This window comes from Butyricicoccus sp. AM78-15b2TA, from assembly GCF_027665985.1.
GTDB lineage: Bacteria > Bacillota > Clostridia > Oscillospirales > Butyricicoccaceae > Agathobaculum > Agathobaculum butyriciproducens.
In genome coordinates this window covers 121659-141348 of the sequence record NZ_JAQEHY010000005.1, presented here as the reverse complement: position 1 = coordinate 141348, position 19690 = coordinate 121659, and the positions used below count along the sequence as shown (strand labels likewise).

The 19690-nt window shown below is 56.8% G+C and carries 19 protein-coding genes, 2 tRNA genes and 1 pseudogene; 21 read left to right on the top strand and 1 reads right to left on the bottom strand.

From position 1 onward, the window contains the following. Window positions 1-14: 14 nt before the first annotated feature. From sigE to yfcE, 8 genes are all read left to right on the top strand, one after another. Window positions 15-719: an RNA polymerase sporulation sigma factor SigE gene (sigE, locus tag PGS25_RS06875; RefSeq protein WP_270418087.1), complete on the top strand. Its 705-nt coding sequence runs from the start codon at window positions 15-17 to the stop codon at window positions 717-719. A gap of 552 nt (window positions 720-1271) precedes the next feature. Then, complete coding sequence (locus PGS25_RS06870) at window positions 1272-1763, top strand: GNAT family N-acetyltransferase (protein WP_270418086.1); 492 nt, start codon at window positions 1272-1274, stop codon at window positions 1761-1763. A gap of 18 nt (window positions 1764-1781) precedes the next feature. Further along, complete coding sequence (locus tag PGS25_RS06865) at window positions 1782-3068, top strand: amidohydrolase (protein ID WP_270418085.1); 1287 nt, start codon at window positions 1782-1784, stop codon at window positions 3066-3068. A 12-nt stretch (window positions 3069-3080) separates the two neighbouring features. Beyond that, window positions 3081-3908 carry a purine-nucleoside phosphorylase gene (locus PGS25_RS06860; protein ID WP_270418084.1) on the top strand — a complete coding sequence of 276 codons (828 nt, stop codon included), beginning with the start codon at window positions 3081-3083 and terminating at the stop codon, window positions 3906-3908. A gap of 240 nt (window positions 3909-4148) precedes the next feature. Then, window positions 4149-4225: transfer RNA gene (locus PGS25_RS06855), tRNA-Pro, on the top strand. 27 nt (window positions 4226-4252) lie between these two features. Beyond that, window positions 4253-4329 (top strand) — tRNA-Pro (locus tag PGS25_RS06850). Between the two features lie 95 nt (window positions 4330-4424). After that, complete coding sequence (gene mnmA / locus PGS25_RS06845; protein WP_270418083.1) at window positions 4425-5534, top strand: tRNA 2-thiouridine(34) synthase MnmA; 1110 nt, start codon at window positions 4425-4427, stop codon at window positions 5532-5534. 8 nt (window positions 5535-5542) lie between these two features. Then, the gene (yfcE, locus tag PGS25_RS06840; protein ID WP_270418082.1) at window positions 5543-6088 is read left to right on the top strand and encodes a phosphodiesterase; all 546 of its coding nucleotides are present in this window, start codon (window positions 5543-5545) and stop codon (window positions 6086-6088) included. A 99-nt stretch (window positions 6089-6187) separates the two neighbouring features. Here the strand turns inward: yfcE and PGS25_RS06835 are convergent, their stop codons facing one another. Further along, window positions 6188-7255, bottom strand: coding sequence for a branched-chain amino acid aminotransferase (locus PGS25_RS06835; RefSeq protein WP_116705507.1), 1068 nt, complete (start codon window positions 7253-7255; stop codon window positions 6188-6190). A 146-nt stretch (window positions 7256-7401) separates the two neighbouring features. Here PGS25_RS06835 and PGS25_RS06830 point away from each other — a divergent pair, with 146 nt between their 5' ends. From PGS25_RS06830 to PGS25_RS06770, 13 genes and pseudogenes are all read left to right on the top strand, one after another. Beyond that, window positions 7402-8598, top strand: a complete 1197-nt coding sequence (locus PGS25_RS06830; RefSeq protein ID WP_270418081.1) for a hypothetical protein — start codon at window positions 7402-7404, stop codon at window positions 8596-8598. 12 nt (window positions 8599-8610) lie between these two features. Then, window positions 8611-9027, top strand: coding sequence for a ribonuclease Z (locus PGS25_RS06825; protein ID WP_270418080.1), 417 nt, complete (start codon window positions 8611-8613; stop codon window positions 9025-9027). Then, window positions 9015-9692, top strand: a pseudogene (locus PGS25_RS06820) (DNA/RNA non-specific endonuclease); the annotation flags it as partial. The gene PGS25_RS06825 and the pseudogene PGS25_RS06820, both read left to right, overlap by 13 nt. A 646-nt stretch (window positions 9693-10338) precedes the next feature. Then, entirely contained in the window at window positions 10339-11283 is a 945-nt protein-coding gene (locus PGS25_RS06815) for a sugar ABC transporter substrate-binding protein (protein WP_270418079.1), read from the top strand. Window positions 11284-11293: 10 nt separating this feature from the next. Beyond that, entirely contained in the window at window positions 11294-12586 is a 1293-nt protein-coding gene (locus PGS25_RS06810) for a sensor histidine kinase (protein ID WP_270418078.1), read from the top strand. Then, window positions 12579-13256, top strand: coding sequence for a response regulator transcription factor (locus PGS25_RS06805; protein WP_118761317.1), 678 nt, complete (start codon window positions 12579-12581; stop codon window positions 13254-13256). Before PGS25_RS06810 ends, PGS25_RS06805 begins: the two co-directional genes overlap by 8 nt. Next, window positions 13253-14557 (top strand): extracellular solute-binding protein, encoded by a 1305-nt coding sequence (locus tag PGS25_RS06800; protein ID WP_270418077.1) that lies wholly within the window; start codon window positions 13253-13255, stop codon window positions 14555-14557. Before PGS25_RS06805 ends, PGS25_RS06800 begins: the two co-directional genes overlap by 4 nt. A gap of 206 nt (window positions 14558-14763) precedes the next feature. Then, entirely contained in the window at window positions 14764-15189 is a 426-nt protein-coding gene (locus PGS25_RS06795; protein WP_119189871.1) for a PTS sugar transporter subunit IIA, read from the top strand. A gap of 270 nt (window positions 15190-15459) precedes the next feature. Further along, the gene (locus PGS25_RS06790) at window positions 15460-15954 is read left to right on the top strand and encodes a PTS system mannose/fructose/N-acetylgalactosamine-transporter subunit IIB (RefSeq protein WP_117489526.1); all 495 of its coding nucleotides are present in this window, start codon (window positions 15460-15462) and stop codon (window positions 15952-15954) included. 40 nt (window positions 15955-15994) lie between these two features. Beyond that, on the top strand, window positions 15995-16852 hold the full coding sequence (locus PGS25_RS06785) for a PTS mannose/fructose/sorbose/N-acetylgalactosamine transporter subunit IIC (RefSeq protein WP_118360730.1): 858 nt from the start codon (window positions 15995-15997) through the stop codon (window positions 16850-16852). A 2-nt stretch (window positions 16853-16854) separates the two neighbouring features. Then, window positions 16855-17676: a PTS system mannose/fructose/sorbose family transporter subunit IID gene (locus tag PGS25_RS06780; protein WP_117489529.1), complete on the top strand. Its 822-nt coding sequence runs from the start codon at window positions 16855-16857 to the stop codon at window positions 17674-17676. A gap of 92 nt (window positions 17677-17768) precedes the next feature. Beyond that, entirely contained in the window at window positions 17769-18041 is a 273-nt protein-coding gene (locus PGS25_RS06775; protein WP_117751252.1) for a hypothetical protein, read from the top strand. A 13-nt stretch (window positions 18042-18054) separates the two neighbouring features. Continuing rightward, entirely contained in the window at window positions 18055-19674 is a 1620-nt protein-coding gene (locus PGS25_RS06770; protein WP_270418076.1) for a Cof-type HAD-IIB family hydrolase, read from the top strand. Window positions 19675-19690: the final 16 nt, after the last annotated feature.

Below are 19690 nucleotides of genomic sequence, written 5' to 3'. Positions count from 1 at the left end.
AAGGGAGAGCAAAAATGAAAATTCTGCAGTGGTTAAAGACGATTTTACGGCGGTTTCGAGCACAAGGTGTACATTATATCGGCGGCAGCGATGTTCTGCCGCCGCCGTTGTCTCCGGAGGAGGAGGCCGCCGCTGTGGAGGCGAACAGCAGGGGCGATGTTGCGGCGCGCAACCGTCTTATCGAGCACAATCTGCGGCTGGTGGTGTTCCTGGCGCGCAAGTTTGAGTCGAGCGGTGTGGGAACAGAAGATTTGATTTCTATTGGAACGATCGGACTCATCAAGGCGGTGAGCACCTACCGAAGCGACAAAAACGTCAAGCTGGCGACATATGCATCGCGGTGTATCGAAAACGAGATCCTCATGCATCTGCGCAAGATTGCCGGACGGCGGAGCGAGGTTTCCATCGACGAGCCGCTGTCCTCGGACTGGGATGGCAACGAGCTGCTGCTGAGTGATATTCTCGGCACCGAGCCGGACAGCGTCATGCGGCCGCTCGAGGACGATGTGGACAAAATGCTGCTGCATCGTGCACTGGGGCATCTGCCGCCGAGAGAGCGGCAGATCATCTCGCTGCGGTTCGGCATCGGCACGCCGAAGGCGCTGACGCAGAAGGAGGTCGCGGATTTGCTGGGCATCTCGCAAAGCTATATTTCAAGGCTGGAAAAGCGGATTATCGCGCGAATGCGAAAAGACATTTTGAAGTATTCGGCGTTTTAAGGCAATACCGCATAATTGAACAAGAGTGATTTGCGAGTAAATTTTGCGTACTGACGAGGCACAGTTTTGCGGTAATACTTGATGTATTACCGTGAAACTTCGGCAGCGCGGACGGAACTCGCGCAAGGAACCGAAGCCAAAGTCAGGACACAAAATTTCCGCAAAGCACCGCGGCAGCGCGACCGGAGCCTGCGCAAGGAGCCGCCGCTTTAATTGTGCGGTGTTGCCTTAAGAAAGCGTGAGGAGTGAAAAGTTGAGAGGGGAGAGAACGTAATGGGGTATCGTTCGGCAAGTCGCAGATAATTCACAAATGCTGTGCAGAATATTCTCCAGGCCAACGAGTTGCGCGACACTGTCATGCATGCCGCGCTTGCGGAGAGTAACCCGCATGTGCAGCAGTAAGGTATCTGACGTTGCGTAGAGGTAGAGAAATGGGCGCACACTGTGCGCCCGCGCGACGTTAGCGCGTTTCCTCGGTTTGCAGCCGATGCGACAGTTTTCTTTTCTCCTGCACTATGCTATAATAAGAAAAAACCCAAGGGATGAGATACCATGCAGATCGAAATTCGGCAGTACGAGCAGCGTGATGCGGCACAGGCAGCAGAAATTTGGAACGAGGTCGTTGAGGACGGTAAAGCCTTTCCGCAGATGGAAAAGCTGGACGAGGTGACCGGTCATGCCTTTTTTACTGGGCAGACCTACACCGGCGTAGCGTACGACGCGGCAACCGGCGAGCTGGTCGGTCTGTATATTCTGCACCCGAACAATGTGGGCCGCTGCGGTCATATCTGCAACGCCAGCTACGCCGTCAAAAAGACCGTGCGCGGACAGCATATCGGTGAAAAACTGGTAAAGCACTGCATTGCACAGGGAAAAACGTGCGGATTCCGCGTGCTGCAATTCAACGCAGTCGTCAAGAGCAACGCGGGGGCGCTGGCGCTGTACAAAAAGCTGGGATTCACACAGCTTGGCGTGATTCCGGGCGGATTTTTGAACAAGGACGGCGAATACGAGGATATTATCCCGCATTACCACGTTCTATAAAGAGAAAAGGAGAAAACAATGCTTTTTTGCAATATTGATCTGTTGGATGAGAATTTTGCGCTCAAGCGCGGGCAGTACGTTGGCGTGAAGGACGGCAAGATTGCCTACATCGGCGATGCCGAGCCGCAGGAGGACTACGGTGAGCGTTACGACGGCAGACACCGTCTGCTGATGAGCGGCTTCTACAACGTCCACAGCCACGCGCCGATGACGCTGCTGCGCGGTTACGCGGAGAATCTGCCGCTGCAGCGCTGGCTGGGCGAGAAGGTATTTCCGTTTGAGGATAAGATTGACGACGAGGCGGCGTACTACGGGACGCAGCTTTCCATCGCGGAAATGCTGGCGAGCGGTACGGTTTCGTTCTCGGATATGTATTTCTTCTTCGACGGCATGATGCCCGCGATCCGCGAGAGCGGCATCAAGTGCAACCTCAGCCGCGGCCTGACCGTATTTGACGACAGCGACTACGAGAGCCTTGCCGCCTATAAGGACAATCTGCGTCTGCTGAACGAGTGGAACGGCGAGCTGGACGGCCGTCTGATCGGTGATCTGTGTATCCACGGCGAGTATACCTCGACGCCCAAGGTGGTCGAGGCGGTAGCCGCCCATGCGAAGGACGCGGGTGCGCGTATCCACATCCACCTGTCCGAGACGCAGACCGAGCACGAGGAGTGCAGGCAGCGTCATGGCCTGACGCCGGCGGCGTACATGAAGGCGCACGGTATTTTCGATTCCCCGACCACGGCGGCGCACTGCGTCTGGCTGGAGGACGAGGATTTCGATATCCTCAAGAAGCACAATGTTTCGGTCGCCTGCTGTCCGGCGAGCAACCTCAAGCTGGCATCCGGCTACGCGAACATTCCGAAAATGCTGGAGAAGGGCATCAATATCGCGCTCGGCACAGACGGCGCTGCCTCCAACAACAACCTGAATATTCTGCAGGATATTTACCTGTTCGGTGTGGTTTACAAGGGTTTCTATCACGATTCTACGCTGCTGACGCCTGCACAGGTGCTGCACACGGCAACGCGCGCCGGTGCGCTTTCGCAGGGACGCACGGACTGCGGCAAGCTGGCGGTGGGATATAAGGCTGACCTGTGCGTCATCGACACCGATACGCCGCAGTTTACGCCGATGACCGATGCTGCCTGCAACGTGGTCTATGCGGCTCAGGGCGCGGACGTTCGCCTGACCATGGTAGACGGCGAGGTGCTGTACCGCGATGGTGAATTCAAGACCATCGACATTGAAAAGGTAAAGGCGGAAACGCAGAAGCGCACGGACGCTATCCTGCGCCGGCTGTAAGGAGGGAGACCTATGCTGACAAAAGCAAATGTAGCGGAATCTGCAGCATATCTTAAAGAAAAGCTGCCGTTTGTGCCCGAAATCGCACTGGTGCTCGGCTCGGGCATCGGCCCGCTGGCTGATGAGGTGGAGAACCCGACGTATGTACCTTACGGCGAGATTCCGCACTTCAAGGTATCCACCGCGCCTGACCACGCAGGACGCATGGTATGCGGCACGCTGGCCGGACGCCGTGTTATCTGCATGCAGGGCCGTCTGCACGGTTACGAGGGCTACGCGCCGGACGAGGTGGCGTATCCGGTTTATGTGATGAAGGCGTTGGGCGTGAAGGCGCTTGTCGTGACGAATGCCTCCGGCGGCATCAACACCGGCTATCAGGCGGGCGATTTTATGCTGATCACCGACCACATCAATATGACCGGCAAAAGTCCGCTGACCGGCAAAAACGATCCTGAACTCGGTACCCGTTTTCCGGATATGACGTTCGCCTACAGCCATGAGCTCGGTGAAAAAGCCCTGCAGGCCGCTGCAGACTGCGGTCTTAAGCTGCATCAGGGTGTATACTGCGGCGTAAACGGCCCGCAGTTTGAGACACCGGCGGAGATTCGCATGTTCCGCACGCTCGGTGCGGATGCGGTCGGCATGTCCACCGTGTTCGAGGTCATTGCGGCCGCACACTGCGGTCTGCCGCTCGTCGGTATTGCCATGATCACCAATATGGCGGCGGGCGTGCTTATGCAGCCGCTCTCGGGCGCTGAGGTCAACGAGACTGCCGAGCGCCGCGGCGCAGAGCTGCGCCGTCTGGTGGCAAGGCTCCTTGAGATAATACCGCACAATTAAAGCTGCGGCGTTTTGCGGAAATTTTGAGCCCTGATGTCGTTGCGATTTCTTGCAATATGACAGTATTGCTGTAAAACCGCGCCTGATCGGCATGCAAAATTTACTCGCAAATCGCTCTTGTTCAATTATGCGGCATTACCTCAAAAAATTTAACGAATATTTTTAGAAAAGTGTTGACAGAAAGCGATTTCTGCGATATACTAATAAAGCTGTCACGGAAAAGCGTTGGCAGCTTGATTTCGAGGTGTGGCTCAGCTTGGTAGAGCGCTTCGTTCGGGACGAAGAGGCCGCAGGTTCAAATCCTGTCACCTCGACCACTTTTTTCAAATCAAATAACAATATTTCGAGGTGTGGCTCAGCTTGGTAGAGCGCTTCGTTCGGGACGAAGAGGCCGCAGGTTCAAATCCTGTCACCTCGACCACAAAAACTCTGGAAACCACATGGTTTTCGGAGTTTTTTGCTATCTGATGAAAATTATACTTACCACTTAATATATCGAAAGAGAGGACGGCATTGATGCAGAACGCAGAACAGAAGACCGCACTCATAGCGATGAGCGGCGGCGTAGACAGCTCGATCGCGGCTTACCTGATGCGGCAGGCGGACTTCCGCTGCATGGGCACAACCATGCGGCTGTACCGCAACGAGGATCTCGGCGCATGTAATTTCCGCACCTGCTGTTCGGAAAAGGATATCGAGGACGCGAGTGAGGTTGCATTTCAGCTGGATATTCCGTATGAGGTGCTGGATTTTACACTGGATTTTCAGGAGAAGATCATCGGCAAGTTTGTCCGCACCTATGAGGCAGGCGGCACGCCCAATCCCTGTATTGACTGCAACCGATTTATGAAGTTCGACAAGCTGCTGGATTTTGCCGAGCAGCACGGCCTGTATTACGTTGTCACCGGTCACTATGCCCGCATTGAGCAGGACGAACAGACCGGACGCTGGCTGCTTAAAAAGGGCGTGGACGCGGGCAAGGACCAAAGCTATGTGCTGTACACGATGACGCAGCGGCAGCTTGCGCACACCAAATTTCCTCTGGGCGACCGCAACAAGCCGGAGATCCGCGAGCTGGCGGAGCAACTCAGCTTCTGCAACGCACGCAAGCACGACAGCCAGGATATTTGCTTTGTGCCGGACGGCGATTACGTCAAGTTCATGGAGCAGTACACGGGCAAGCACTATCCGGCAGGCGATTTCCTCGATTTAGACGGCAAGCCGGTGGGAAAGCACAAGGGTGCTGTCCGCTATACCGTCGGCCAGAGACGCGGCCTCGGTCTTGCGATGGGTGAGCCGGTGTACGTCTGCGGCAAGGATATGGAGAAGAACACAGTTTCGGTCGGACCGGAGGCGGCGCTGTTCTCGGACACTGTGATCGTAGATGACATGAACTGGATTTCGATTCCGGAGCTGACCGAGCCAATCCACATCAAGGCGAAGATTCGCTACCGCCATCCGGAGCAGCCGGTGACGGTTTTTCCGATGGAGGACGGCCGCGTCAAGCTGGTGTTTGACGAGCCACAGAGAGCCGCAGCGATCGGTCAGGCGGCGGTGCTGTATGACGGCGATGTAGTTGTAGGCGGCGGCACCATCGTGGATGTGCCAAAGCAGGCGGGCAGATGAGGCGCGGCATGAAATTTCTCATTGCATCCGATATTCACGGCTCGGCATACTACTGCGAACAGCTGCTGCAGGCATTCGAGCGCGAGCAGGCTGCGCGTCTGCTGCTGCTCGGCGATATTCTTTACCACGGCCCGAGAAACGATCTGCCGCGCGATTACGCGCCAAAGAAGGTGATTGCCATGCTGAACGGCATGGCGGATATAATCCTATGTGTGCGCGGCAACTGCGACACCGAGGTGGACCAGATGGTGCTCGAGTTTCCAATCCTCGCGGACTATGCCGTCCTGCCGACAGGGGAGCGGCTGGTGTATGTCACGCACGGACATCAATTCAACACGAAAACACCGCCTCCGTTGTGTCAGGGCGATGTGCTGCTGCACGGACATACGCATATTCCGGCATGGGAGCCGTTTGGCAGGGAAAACCTGTATCTGAACCCGGGTTCAGTGTCCATCCCGAAAAATGATACCGCACATGGCTATATGACACTCGAAAACGGCGTTTTTACATGGAAAACGCTGAGCGGTGAACCATATCACACGCTTGCATTGTAAAAAAGAGGCTGACAGTTCACAGCTGTCAGCCTCTTTTTTATTGAATGTCGGTTTGCTTGCAAACCGCGTCCGCTAAAAGGCTTTGCCTTTTTATCGGAATCAGTCGATTTTTACGGTCCAGCCCAGCTCATCCGGCAGCTTGCCCCACTGGATGCCGGTCAGGGTGTTGTACAGCTTATGGGTAACTTCGCCGATCTCACCGTTGTTGATGTGAGCAACATCGCCCTCGTAGCGCAGTTCGCCAACCGGAGAGATAACTGCAGCGGTACCGGTGCCGAATACCTCTTCCAGCTTGCCGTCGTGGGAAGCCTTCATAACGTCAGCAATCGGCAGGCGCTCCTCGGATACCGGAATGCCCCAGTGCTTGAGCAGCTCGATGCAGCTCATACGGGTAACGCCCGGCAGAACGGTGCCGACGGTCGGAGCAGTGTAAACGGTGCCGTCGATCTTGAAGAAGCAGTTCATGGAGCCGACTTCCTCAACGTACTTGTGCTCAACGCCGTCCAGCCACAGGGTCTGCTCGTAGCCCAGCTCGTGTGCCTTTACCTGAGAGATCAGGGATGCAGCGTAGTTGCCGCCGCACTTGGTGAAGCCGGTGCCGCCCGGGCAGGCACGGGTGTACTCATCCTCGACGAAGATCTTAACCGGATTGATGCCGGTGGAGTAGTATGCGCCGACCGGAGAGCATACGATGATGAACTTGTGAGTGCGGGAGGTACGAACGCCCAGATGCGGCTCGGTAGCGATTACAAACGGACGGATGTACAGGCTGGTGCCCTCAGCGTGCGGAACCCAGTCCTGATCGAAGGAAACAATGGCCTTGACAGCCTGAACAAAATCCTCTACCGGCAGGCTCGGCAGGCACATACGATGGTTGGTGTTGATCATGCGCTGTGCATTCTTGTCCGGGCGGAACAGCTGAATGGAGCCGTCCGGGGTGCGGTAAGCCTTCAGACCCTCAAAGGACTCCATTGCATAATGGAAAACCATCGCTGCCGGATCAAGCTCAAGCGGCTGATACGGTACGATGCGGGCGTCGTGCCAGCCCTGTTCCTCATCGTGGTCAATGATCAGCATGTGATCGGTATAATGAACGCCAAAGCCGAGGTTGCTTTCGTCCGGCTTTGCTTTAGGAGTAGTAGTGCGCTGTGTTGTGATCTGCAGCATGGTTGCTTCACTCTTTCTGTATAAGAATTTGTACTCTTTTATTATAGCACTCGATTCTCACAACGCAAGGTGTTTTTCGGCAGAAAGGGTGACAAACCCGCTGCGCTTTGGTATAATATGTTCGTACGAATTGCTGAAAGGAGTGAGTGCGTATCAAAAAAATCATCAACTGTGTGCTGTGTGCCGCGTTGCTGCTGACGTTTCTGCCTGCACCGGCGCATGCGGTGACGCTGACAGCGATAAATGACTCTATCCTGCCGCTCGACGAGAGCACCATGCCTGCGCGTCTCGGCGGCGAAACCTATGTGCCGTACAGTGTGTTTACCACGCTCGGCGTGTCAGCCTCGGAGAATGACGGCGTGCTCGATCTTTCCGCAAACGGCGAAACGCTCAGCTTTTCGACTGCGGAAGGCTATGTGTACGACCAGAATCTGAACAGCTATTCCACACCCGCGTATGAGATGAACGGAACGGTTTATGTGCCGGTCAAGCTGTGCTGTGCGAAGTTTGGCTTTACCTATTCTTCACTGACCCTGCAGGGGGAAAATGTGCTGCGTGTCGCGGACGGCTCGGCACAGAGCGATTCGGCGTTTATTGCGGCGCATACCAAGGTGATTGAGAACACGATCGACAACTACAAGGGCAGCACTTCCGAGTCGGACCGCAGCAATAACACGAATACCAATCCGGCACCGGCAAAGCCGGTGGACAACGATACCATCGAAATACCGAAGGTAGAGGAAAAGCCGGCGAAGAAGCCGGTCCGCGTGTATCTTGCCTATTACGGCGCACCGAACGAAAACACGGCGGCTGTTCTGGACAATCTGCATGACGCAGGCAGGCAGGCGGCGTTTTTCCTTCCGACGGATACCTCCGAATGGGACGATGATCTGGTTCGCCGAATCGCAGCGGAGGGACATACGGCAGCCTTTCTGCTGCAGGCGGACAGCAAAACCACAGGAGCAGACATGCTGGCCGACCTTGCCGCTGCGAACGAACGCCTGACGCTGCTGACCGGTGTTGCAGCCCGCATAGCCGCCAACCAGAGCGGCAGCGACGCGCTCACCGAAGCACAGCGCAGCGTGCTCATCGGTGCAGGCTACCGCCTGTGGGATGCCGGTCTGGACAGCGGCGATTCCGAGAAAAATGCGGCGGAAGCGTATACGCAGACCGTACAGTATTTCGCCTCCACATCCGGCGTGGTTGTCGTGCGGCTGCACCACAGCAAGGCAACCCCGAGGCTGACCGAAGCACTGTGCTCGTATATCGGACGGCAGGGTATTTCGGCAGGACGCATTACATATAGCGTTACGCCGGTCAACAGTGCATCCGATACCCGATGAAGGGAGGACTATATGAAGCTGATCTTATGTGTGGATGATAAAGGCGGCCTGGCCTTTAACCATCGCCGACAGAGCCGCGATCGTGTGCTGAATGAGCGCATTCTTATGCACTGCGGTATGCACAGGCTGTGGATAAGTCCGTACACCGCAAAGCTGTTCGGAGCGGATACGGCAGTACGGCTTTGCATCGCCGAGGATTGCCTCGAGCGGGCGGCAGAGGACGATTACTGCTTCGCTGAGGTGCACGATCCTGCACCCTACTTAAACAGGGTACAGCAGGTGATATTATATCACTGGAATCGTGTCTATCCCGCCGAACGGTATTTCACCCTTCCGGAAACCGGATGGACGAAGCAAAGCGAGACCGAATTTGCCGGTTCCTCGCATGAGAAAATAACAGAGGAAGTATTTGTTAAATGCGAAAATTGACCCGCGCGTTTGCGCCGATTGTATTCGTGCTCAGCCTGCTGCTTTCCGGCTGTGCACTGCCCATGCCGTCGAGCAGTATGGTTTCGATGGACGAGCTGCCCGCCTACTCGGATTCTGCTTATGTCGAGATCGACGGCAACCAGCCATTCTTCACCGACGCAGACAAGCAGGAGACCGAAGCGTTTGAGGAATATTCGGATTTGGATTATCTCGGACGGTGCGGCACGGCATACGCCAATGTCGGACAGGAGCTGATGCCCGCAGATGGAGAAAAACGCGGTTCGATCGGTCAGGTCAAGCCAACCGGATGGCATACCGTCAAGTATGACTGTGTGGACGGCAAATACCTGTATAACCGCTGTCACCTGATCGGCTGGCAGCTTACAGCCGAGAATGCCAACAAGCAGAATCTGATCACCGGCACGCGATACCTCAATATTGAGGGTATGCTGCCGTTTGAGAATATGGTCGCTGACTATGTGAAGGAAACCGGCAACCATGTGCTCTATCGGGTCACGCCGGTGTTTGAGGGCAGCAATCTTGTTGCCTCGGGCGTGCAGATGGAGGCGTGGTCGGTCGAGGACGACGGCGAAGGCATTTGCTTCAACGTGTACTGCTATAACGTCCAGCCAGGCGTGGAAATTGATTATGCCTCCGGCGAAAGTCAGGCAGCGTAAAGAAAAACAGCAAGTTCAGTTGGACTTGCTGTTTTTTCTTTCATTGAGAATGGAGAATTGAAAATTGAGAATTTCGGTAACGCGCAAAGCGCGTTTATTCAATAACCGCCCTTTGGGCGGTTTGAGGCTGTCGAAATCACGCTTTCAATCGAATGCTGAAGAAAAACCGCGTCCTCCGGACACATTTTTTCTTCCCTTGTATAAAAACCGAGGTACACGCCCCCGGTTTTTATGAATTTGCTGCGCAAATTCTATTTTATGCGTGCTGTCGCACGAAGCACAAAATAGAAATCTGACTTTTCGACAAGCTGTAACCGCCCTTTGGGCAGTTTCTTTCATTCTCCATCCTCAATTTGTTAAATTTGCTTGCGGATGTGCTCCAGTGCGCCCTTCTCCAATCGGGATACCTGCGCCTGTGAGATGTGTATCTCGTCAAACGAAAGGATGTGATTTTCAGGATAATTTCTGCGCTTATCGTACGGTAAAAGTACGGATTTGTCAAGATGGGCCGGGAAAATCAAGCGATTGACCAATAGAGCAGCAAAGCCGCAAGAAACCCATCACATCCGTCTTTTTCACCGGAAAAATTTATGCTATAATGGTATCAACTACTAAGGGGAAAGGCGGGATACCGTTGCGCACAAGACCAATCCTTGCGGCAGCGGCGCTGCTGCTGGCGGCCGGACTTGCCGCCGTGACGCATCAGGCCGTATCGCAGGCGGACGAGCCGCTCCGCATTGGCACGACGTACATGACGATGAACAACCCGTTTTACAGCGTCATTGACGAGGAACTGCGGTTGGTGATCGAAAGCCGCGGCGATATTCTGCTGACGCGTGATCCGGCACTCGATCAGGAGCGGCAGAACGAGGAGATACGCGATCTGCTGCACGAAAATATCGACCTGCTGGTGCTCAATCCGGTGGACTATCGTGAGATCGAGCCGGCACTGCGGGAGGCACAGAAGGCGGGCGTACCGGTCGTGGTTATCGACTCGCAGGTCGGCAACCCGGATTTGGTAGCGTGCACGATCGCGTCCGACAACTACGGTGCGGGTGTGCTCTGCGCGGAGCACCTGATGAACACGCGTGATTCCGCGAAGGTCGTGCTGCTTGAGCACGCATCTACCAAGTCCGGCCGAGACCGTATCCAGGGCTTTTGCGATACGCTGGCATCCGACGTCAACTATCAAATCATCGGTCGCGCGGACAGCGCCGGTCAGCTTGAAGTCGCCATGCCGGAGATGGACAAGCTGCTTGAACAGGGCATTGTGCCGGACGCCGTGATGTCACTTAACGACCCGAGCGCACTCGGCGCGATGGCGGCTCTGCAGGAGCATGGCATGCTGCAGGATACGGCGGTTTACGGCGTGGATGGTGCTCCCGAAGCGAAAAGCATGATCAGCGAGGGCGCTATGACGGCGACAGCGGCCCAGTCACCCATTCGGCTGGGGCAGATTACCGCGCAGACGGTCTACGCGATCCTGAACGGCGAGGACTACGAAAAGGAAATCACGGTTCCGGTAGCACTGGTGACCAGGGACAACGTAAACAGCTACGACATGGACGGCTGGCAGTAGGGGGGATGGTATGGCACAGAGTTTGCAGTTTTTCCGCCGGATTATGCTGCTGCTGAATATCACCGTGTGCGTATTCCTCGCATGGGTGTTCGGCATGACGCCGGTGCTGGCGGCGCGGCAGTCGGACGGTGTGACGTTCACGCAGAATTTAAGCGCGCTGCCGGCCAAGCCGTGGACGCTGACCGTAGCGATTCTCAGCATGGCGGCGCTCATTGTGGTTGGTGTACTGCGCAGACGCAGCTATCATTTCGTCGGCTGGACCGAGCCGTTATTCGCGCTGTGCGTGATTTTTGCGCTGCATCTGGACTACAACGGCCTGCTGCTGTATGTGGTTGTGGATTTGATCGACGGCCTGCACGGCAGAACGCGCCGCCGGTTTCTCGGCGTCATGACGGCGCTGTTCCTGCTGACCGGTTTGGGTGCCCTGCAGGGAGCGCTGCACACGGTTCCGTTTTCGGAATATCTGCTGTATTTTGACATGCACACGCGGCAGCTTTTGCAGAGCACGGTGGATTTGCTGGGCGCACTGCACCTTATCCTGTTCGTGGTGTACATGGTGGTGCTCATCGGGCAGAGGACCGAGGAAAATTCGGCAATACGCCGTCTCAACGGCGAACTGGAACAGGCGAACGATCGGCTTTCGGTTATGAACGAGCAGCTCAAGGCTTACGCCGCCGAGAGTGAACGCATGGCCGAAACGCGCGAGCGCAACCGCCTTGCCCGCGAGATTCACGACACGCTCGGCCACGCGCTGACCGGCATTACCGCCGGTGCGGACGCATGTCTGCAAATGCTGGAAATCTCGCCCGAGATGGCGAAAAAGCAGATGGAACGCATTGCGGCTACCGCTCGTGAGGGCATGAATGAGGTGCGCCGTTCGGTGCGGGCACTGCGGCCGGATGCACTTGAGCGCATGCAATTAACAGATGCGATAGCGAAGCTGTGCACCGAAATGCAGGCGACTTCGCAGGCGGAGATTATGCTCGATCTGCAGGCTGAGGATCTGCGGCTGTCGCCGGACGAGGAGGACGCGGTGTACCGCATCGTGCAGGAGAGCATCACGAATGCTATCCGGCACGGACACGCAACCGCGGTGCGTGTGCGCATTGCAGCGGAGGAGCGTCGGCTTGGCATAACGGTAGCGGACAACGGCTGCGGCTGCACGAAAATTGAGCCGGGATTTGGTCTGCGGCACATGCGCGAGCGGCTTAAGCTGTTAAATGGCACGTTAAAGGTGAAGAGTGAAAACGGATTTGAGCTGCACGCGGAAATTCCGTTAAGATGGGGTGATGTATATGATTAAAGTGCTGCTGGCAGACGATCAGGAGCTGATTCGGGAAAGTTTAGGCTTTGTTTTGAACGCACAGAGCGATATTACCATTGTCGGCATGGCGAAGAACGGCCGCGAGGCCATCGAACTGGTGCGCAGCGAAAAGCCGGATGTTGTGCTGATGGACATCCGCATGCCCGAGGTGGACGGCGTAGAGTGTACGCGGCTGATCAAGTCGGCGCATCCGAATATCAAGGTGATTGTGCTGACCACGTTCGACGATGACGAGTATGTGTTCAACGCGCTGCGGTTCGGCGCGTCCGGCTATCTGCTCAAGGGCGTATCTGTCGCGGATTTGACCAATGCGGTGCGTGAGGTCGTGCGCGGCGGCTCCATTATCGCGCCGGACGTGGCAAGCAAAGCCTTGCAGATGTTCGCGCGGATGGCCAAGGGCAACCTCACCATCGGTGTGGACGAAAAGCAGACTGAGGATTTGCAGGATAACGAATGGCGCATCATCCGTGAGGTCGGTGCCGGACTGTCTAACAAGGAAATCGCGGCCGCGCTCTGCCTGTCCGAAGGCACGGTGCGCAACTATCTGAGCAGCATTCTCAGCAAGCTGGATCTGCGCGACCGCACGCAGCTTGCCATCTGGGCGGTGCAGACCGGCGTAGCCGGACGGCCGTTCGGAGGTCCGCAGTGAAGGGGCTGACGAAGCGTCTGACGGCGGCTATCCTGCTCACGGCGGTGTGCCTGACTGCGACCGTGTACAGCCGCACACGTCCAGTCGAACTGCGACTCGGCTTTATGGCGGGCAGCTACTGGGATGCGCCAAACGGCAACTGCTACGCTGTCATCGACGCGGCGATCGAGCGGTTCGAGCGGGAGCACCCGAACGTGCACGTCACCTACACGAGCGGTATTCTCAAACGGGATTACTCGGAATGGCTCGTAGACCAGTATCTGCTCGGCAGTGAACCCGACGTGTTCCTCGTGCTGCCGGAGGATTTCGGAACGCTGTGCGAGCTGGGTGCACTGGCGCCGCTGGACGGCTATCTTGCGCAGGACGAGGCGGTGTCCGACACGGATTTCTATCCGGCGGCGCTGCAGAGCGGCGCGGAGAACGGCGTGCAGTACGCGCTGCCGTATGAGTGCGTACCGACGCTGATGTGCGTCAACAAGACGCTGCTCGAAAGCGAAGGCATTGCTGTGCCGTCCGGCGACTGGACGTGGGAGAATTTTTACAACATCTGCGCCAAGGTTACGCGCGACACGGACGGTGACGGCGAAACCGATCAGTTTGGCTGCTACGGCTATACCTGGCAGGATGCGCTGATCGCGAACGGCACATCGCTGTTCACTGAGGGCGGCAGCAGCTGTCTGATCTCTCTGCCAAGAGCCGTGCAGGCGGTGGCGTTTGCACAGCGGCTGGACAAGCTCACCGCAGAGACCGCGCCTTCTGCGCGGGACTTTGACGAGGGCAGGGTGGCGTTCCGGCCGTTCCTGTTCTCGGATTACCGGACCTATCAGCCGTATCCGTGGCGCATCAAGCGGTACTCAGATTTCTTGTGGGACTGCATTCCCATGCCGCACGGTCCGGCAGGCGGCAACAGCTCGGAGCTGAGCACCGTGCTCGCAGGCATCAGCAGCCGCTCGGCGCATACAACGCTTGCGTGGCAGTTTCTGCGCGAGCTGACCGCCAATGCGGATAATCAGTCCATGCTGTTTACGGATTCGCACAGCGTGTCCGCGCTGCGGAGCGTGACCGACTCGGACGAAACCCGCCGGATTCTCCGGCAGGACACGCCCGGCGAAAGCCAGTCCGGTGTGGAAATGCTGTCGGATGTCATGGAGCAGGCGGTTGCCGCGCCGCGCTTCCGCAATTACGATCAGGCACTGCTGTTCACCGAAGGACTGGTGCAGAATGCGATGGAGGACGAGCATAATCTGTCACTCCAGCTTCAAAGAGTCCAGCATCAGGTGCAGGAATATTTACAGGAATAAGCAGCGAAAAACGCAGGCGTTCAGCGCTCTGTTTGTGTGATATGCACAGACAGGGCGCTTTTTCTTTGCGTATTTTGATAATCGGCATGACATTTGTCATAGAAAAACAGGACGATTATCACAAGCGAGTCATGACAAAATGCAGATTTCATACAGGATAAAATCCGGTATACTATGCTCAACAAACAGGAAAGAGGGAACGGAAAATGAGATACCTGATTTTAGTCAGCCACGGCACCTTTGCACCGGGTTTGCACAACGCGCTCGGCATGATGGCAGGCAGCGACCGCGAGGACATCCGCTCGACCAGCCTGCTCGACGGCATGGACGTTGACACCTTCCGCGCAAACTTCACAGAGCTGGTGGGGGACATCACCGCCGAGGACGAGATCATCCTCACCGCGGACATCATCGGCGGCTCGCCGCTGACCACCGCACTCGATGTGCTCACCGAAAAGGGTCTGCTGGGCAAAACGCTTGCCATCGGCGGCATGAACCTGCCGCTCGTGCTGACGGCGGCCTTCGCGGATGCGGAGACACCGCTCGATGAGCTGGAACAGGAACTGACCGGCGAGGCCAAGGACCAGATCAAGCGGTTTGACCTCGGCGGCGATGAAGACGACGATATTTAAGGCAACACCGCACAATTAAAGCGGCGGCTCCTTGTGCAGGCTCCGGTCGCACTGCCGCGGTGCTTTGCGGAAATTTTGTGTCCTGACTTTGGCTTCGGTTCCTTGCGCGAGTTCCGTCCGCGCTGCCGAAGTTTCACGGTAATACATCAAGTATTACCGCAAAACTGTGCCTCGTCAGTACGCAAAATTTACTCGCAAATCACTCTTGTTCAATTATGCGGTATTGCCTTAATAAAAATAGTAAAGAGCAGTATTAAGGAGGAAAAAGTTATGTCAATCTCTTTTATTCGTGTTGACGACCGTATGATCCACGGCCAGACCTGCACGCGCTGGGCGCTCGAGTATCCGTGCGACGGCCTCATTGCTGTAAACGACAAGGCGGCTACCACGCCGGTGCTCAAGGCGGCGTACAAGAACGCCAGCGACAAAAAGACCTTCGTGTGGACGCTCGACGAGTGGCGCGCCAAGTGCGGCAAGGTGCTTGCCAGCAAGGATCGCTACTTCCTCATCACCAAGGACCCGATCACGATGAAGAGCATCCTCGTGGACGACGGCTTTGATCCCGGTGAGGTAAAGACGGTTATCATCGGACCGTGCAACGACCGCCCGGGCGCGACCAAGTTGGGCAACAATCAGGCGATCACCCAGCCGGAGGCGGACGCACTCGAGGCCATTATGCAGAAGGGCTACGAAGTAGAGTTCGCGCTCATCAAGGAGGCCGCCATCGGCAACTGGAAGAAGTTCCGCGGTCAGTTCGGCTACTAAATTCTATTTCACAAAATAAAAAAGAAAAGAGGGAGAACTTATGCAAGTTCAAGTTTGGCAGGCTGCATTGTTCGGATTGCTCGCATGTCTGGCATCCATGCCCGGTCTGGGCGGTACGGTGCTCGGCAACTACACGCTGGGCCGTCCGCTGGTAGCGGGTCTGATCGTCGGCCTCATCATGGGCGATGTGCAGACCGGTATCTATCTCGGCGCGGCCATTCAGGTCGTATACATCGCGCTCGTAACGCCGGGCGGCACGGTTTCCGCTGATGTTCGCGCGATCTCTTACATCGGCATTCCGCTTTCCATGGTTGCCGTGCATTCCATGGGTCTCAATCCCGCATCCGCTGAGGGACAGGCAATGGCGGTAACGCTCGGTTCGGCTGTCGGCACCATCGGCACCGTGCTGTTTTACGGAACAGCTACCGTAAACCTTGTTTGGCAGCATATGGGCTGGCGCGCTCTGGAAAAGGGCGATCTGCGCAAGCTGTATGTGGTCGATATGGGTCTCCCGTGGATTTCCCACATCCTGTGCTCGTTTATTCCGACGTTTATCATCACCAAGGTCGGCACCAGCATGGTAGATCTGATGAAGGCCTACCTGCCAATGGACGGCGTGGCAATGAAAACACTGTTCACCGTCGGCTCGTTGCTTCCGGCAGTCGGTATCGCCATCCTGCTCAAGCAGGTTGCGACCAAGCCGGTTGATATTCTGGTATTCGTATTCGGCTTCACGCTGGCCGCTTGCATGGGCCTCAACCTGATTGCGGCATCTATCGTCGGCGGTTTCTTTGCGGTCATCAACTACCGCATCAAGATCCTTGCTTTGCAGAAAGCTGCTCCCGCAGCTGCATCTGCTGCCGCAGCGGAATTTGATGACGATGAGGAGGAGATTTGATCATGGCAGAAAAGAAACTTTCCAAGAAAGCGCTGAACAAATCGTTCCGCAACTGGTTTTACGGCCATCTGACCTGCTTTTCGCAGGAGCATATGCAGACCTTCGGCTACCTGTGCGCCATGCTGCCGCTGGTAGAGGAGCTGTACGACACCAAGGAGGAGCAGACCGAAGCCCTCAAGACTTATTCCGCATTCTTCAACACCGAGCCGCAGCTCGGCACCGTCATCGTCGGCATGACCGCCGGTCTGGAAGAAGCCAAGGCCAACGGCGAGGACATCGACGGTGAGATGATCAACGGCATTCGCGCCGGTCTGATGGGACCGGTGGCCGGTATCGGTGACAGCCTGCTGGTCGGCACGCTGATTCCGATTCTGCTGGGCGTTGCGCTCGGCTTATCCTCTGGCGGTTCTCCGCTCGGCGCAATCTTCTACATCATCGCGTACAATGTCATTCTGACGCTCGGCATGCGCCTGCTGTATTTCAAGGGCTATGAGCTCGGCGGCAAGGCGGTTGAAATGATTGTCGGCGAAAAGGCGAACGCCATCCGCGAGAGCATTATTATGCTCGGTACGGTCGTTATCGGCGCAGTCGCCGCAAGCTGGATCTCAATCACAACGCCGCTCGTCCTGCCCGGTGACATTTCTCTCCAAAAGGATGTGCTGGATACCATATTCCCCAAGATGCTGCCGCTGGCTACCGTTATGCTCTGTTATTGGCTGATGAGTAAGAAGAAAATGGCACCGACGACCGTTATGCTCGTGCTGGTCGGCATTGCGCTGGTCGGCGTGCTGGTTGGATTCTTTGATCCGCAGCTCGCATACTAATTCAGATTCACTCAGACTATATCACACTTTCACCCCTCTGGCCGCTGAACGAAATCGTTCAGCGGCCGCCGTACAGGAAAGGAGTTTTCTTAATGAACAAGACCGCATTACTGCACGAGGCCAAACAGCAGCAGCAGGCCCTTCGGCAGCTTTCCCTCTGGAAGCGAATCGCTATGCTGCTCTCCTCCTGCGCGGCGGTGTTGGCATGGTGGGGCATCGCGGGCAGCGGATTGCGCTTCGCGGGCGGCGTATGCGGCGTGATTATCGCGCTGGTGTGCGCGGTCTGCGCGGCTGTGATCGGACTGGGCATCCGCAACGGAAACCGCAATGTCGCCAACATTTTGTCGGCGGCAGAGCAGGCATAAAGGAAGAAATGCAATGAATCAACAACAATATCGGTTGCTGTGCATGGATATTGACGGCACGCTTCTGAATTCCGCGCACAAGCTGCCGCCCGCCAACCGCGAGGCTGTGCAGTCTGCGGCGAAGAACGGCGTGACCATCTGCCTGATGAGTGCACGACCGCCGCGGGCAGTGTTCCCGATTCGGGATGCGCTCGGCGTGGATGGACCGCTGGTGTGCTGCGGCGGAGGACTGATTCTCTCGGGCGAAAAACGGCTGGCGGACAGCCGCCTGACTCGCGAATGCACACGGGCCGTCCTGCAGGAAACACAGGCGCGAGGTATCCACTTGAGCGTTTACCGCGACCTCGACTGGCTCATTGCCGCCGAGGACGAGTGGAGCCGCGCCGAGGCGCAGATAACCGGCGTACAGCCGACCGTCGCGCCGTTGGAGACTCTGTTTGCAGACTGGGGCGACGCAGGCGCGCACAAACTGCTCTGCATGGGCGAGAAATCGCAGATTGACGAAATGATTCCGGTACTGGAGGCGAAGCACCTGCCGATGACGCTCGTGCGCTCCAAGGACGAATATCTTGAAGTCGTACCGGCAGGCGCGGGCAAGGACACGGCCATGCATGTGCTGTGCGATTCGCTGCACATCTCGCCCAATGAGGTGATGGCACTCGGTGATCACGACATTGACGCGCCGCTGCTCCGCGCCGCCGGACTGGGCATTGCAGTGGGCAACGCTTCTCCGCTCGCACGGGCAGCCGCCGACGAAGTGACCGCTTCGTGCGACGAGGACGGCGTGGCGTGCGCCATTTATCGCCATATCGGGGGAGGTACAGGAATGAAATACCGTTTGCTCGCGCTCGATCTGGACGGCACACTGCTGAACTCCCGCAAGGAGGTAACGCCCGAGGTCAAACAGGCGCTCCGGTGGGTCAAGGAACGCAGCGTACACGTTGTGCTCTCGACCGGACGCATTGTCGGCGAAGCGGCGGAGTTCGCCCGTGAGCTGCCCTGCGAGGATTTGATGGTCACGGCGGGCGGCACGGCGATTGCCACTGCATCGGATGAGCGCATTCTGCAAAGCTGGGACATGCCGTGCGAAATCGGCGCAAAGGTGGTCGAGGCGGTGCAGAGCCGGCCGGTACGCGTGATGATCTACGTCGGCAGCAAAATCTATATCAACGAATATTCCAACCGCGATTTTGTCGCAAATTACCGCGTAGAGGGCTTTCATGCGAATAAAATCGTCGTGGAGGACATCGCCGGTGAGATTCGGAAAAACCATCTGAACGTCACCAAGGTGTACGCACTCGGCGAACGCGAGGTGCTCGAGCAGGCGCTTGCGGAGATTCGGCCGCTGCCGGGTCTAACGATCACAAGCTCAGGCTCGGACAACTTTGAGATTCTGCCTGCCGGTGCGGATAAGGGCCGCGCGCTGACCCGTCTGGGCGAGATGCTCGGCGTGACGCCCGCTGAAATGGTCGCCATCGGTGACAGCGACAACGATGCGGAAATGCTTCGCGCAGTCGGGATGCCGGTGGCGATGGGCAACGCGGATGCAGCGCTCAAGGATCTGGCAAAATACATCACCGCAGACTGCGACCACGATGGCGTGGCACAGGCAGTCTATCACCTATTCAAATAACACAAGAGGAGGAAGA

Excerpts from the sequence above, each read along its gene's own strand:
- sigE (WP_270418087.1), top strand. The coding sequence starts at position 15 with ATGAAAATTCTGCAGTGGTTAAAGACGATTTTACGGCGGTTTCGAGCA.
- PGS25_RS06870 (WP_270418086.1), top strand. The coding sequence starts at position 1,272 with ATGCAGATCGAAATTCGGCAGTACGAGCAGCGTGATGCGGCACAGGCA.
- PGS25_RS06865 (WP_270418085.1), top strand. The coding sequence starts at position 1,782 with ATGCTTTTTTGCAATATTGATCTGTTGGATGAGAATTTTGCGCTCAAG.
- PGS25_RS06860 (WP_270418084.1), top strand. The coding sequence starts at position 3,081 with ATGCTGACAAAAGCAAATGTAGCGGAATCTGCAGCATATCTTAAAGAA.
- mnmA (WP_270418083.1), top strand. The coding sequence starts at position 4,425 with ATGCAGAACGCAGAACAGAAGACCGCACTCATAGCGATGAGCGGCGGC.
- yfcE (WP_270418082.1), top strand. The coding sequence starts at position 5,543 with ATGAAATTTCTCATTGCATCCGATATTCACGGCTCGGCATACTACTGC.
- PGS25_RS06835 (WP_116705507.1), bottom strand. The coding sequence starts at position 7,255 with ATGCTGCAGATCACAACACAGCGCACTACTACTCCTAAAGCAAAGCCG.
- PGS25_RS06825 (WP_270418080.1), top strand. The coding sequence starts at position 8,611 with ATGAAGCTGATCTTATGTGTGGATGATAAAGGCGGCCTGGCCTTTAAC.
- PGS25_RS06810 (WP_270418078.1), top strand. The coding sequence starts at position 11,294 with ATGGCACAGAGTTTGCAGTTTTTCCGCCGGATTATGCTGCTGCTGAAT.
- PGS25_RS06805 (WP_118761317.1), top strand. The coding sequence starts at position 12,579 with ATGATTAAAGTGCTGCTGGCAGACGATCAGGAGCTGATTCGGGAAAGT.
- PGS25_RS06795 (WP_119189871.1), top strand. The coding sequence starts at position 14,764 with ATGAGATACCTGATTTTAGTCAGCCACGGCACCTTTGCACCGGGTTTG.
- PGS25_RS06790 (WP_117489526.1), top strand. The coding sequence starts at position 15,460 with ATGTCAATCTCTTTTATTCGTGTTGACGACCGTATGATCCACGGCCAG.
- PGS25_RS06785 (WP_118360730.1), top strand. The coding sequence starts at position 15,995 with ATGCAAGTTCAAGTTTGGCAGGCTGCATTGTTCGGATTGCTCGCATGT.
- PGS25_RS06780 (WP_117489529.1), top strand. The coding sequence starts at position 16,855 with ATGGCAGAAAAGAAACTTTCCAAGAAAGCGCTGAACAAATCGTTCCGC.
- PGS25_RS06775 (WP_117751252.1), top strand. The coding sequence starts at position 17,769 with ATGAACAAGACCGCATTACTGCACGAGGCCAAACAGCAGCAGCAGGCC.
- PGS25_RS06770 (WP_270418076.1), top strand. The coding sequence starts at position 18,055 with ATGAATCAACAACAATATCGGTTGCTGTGCATGGATATTGACGGCACG.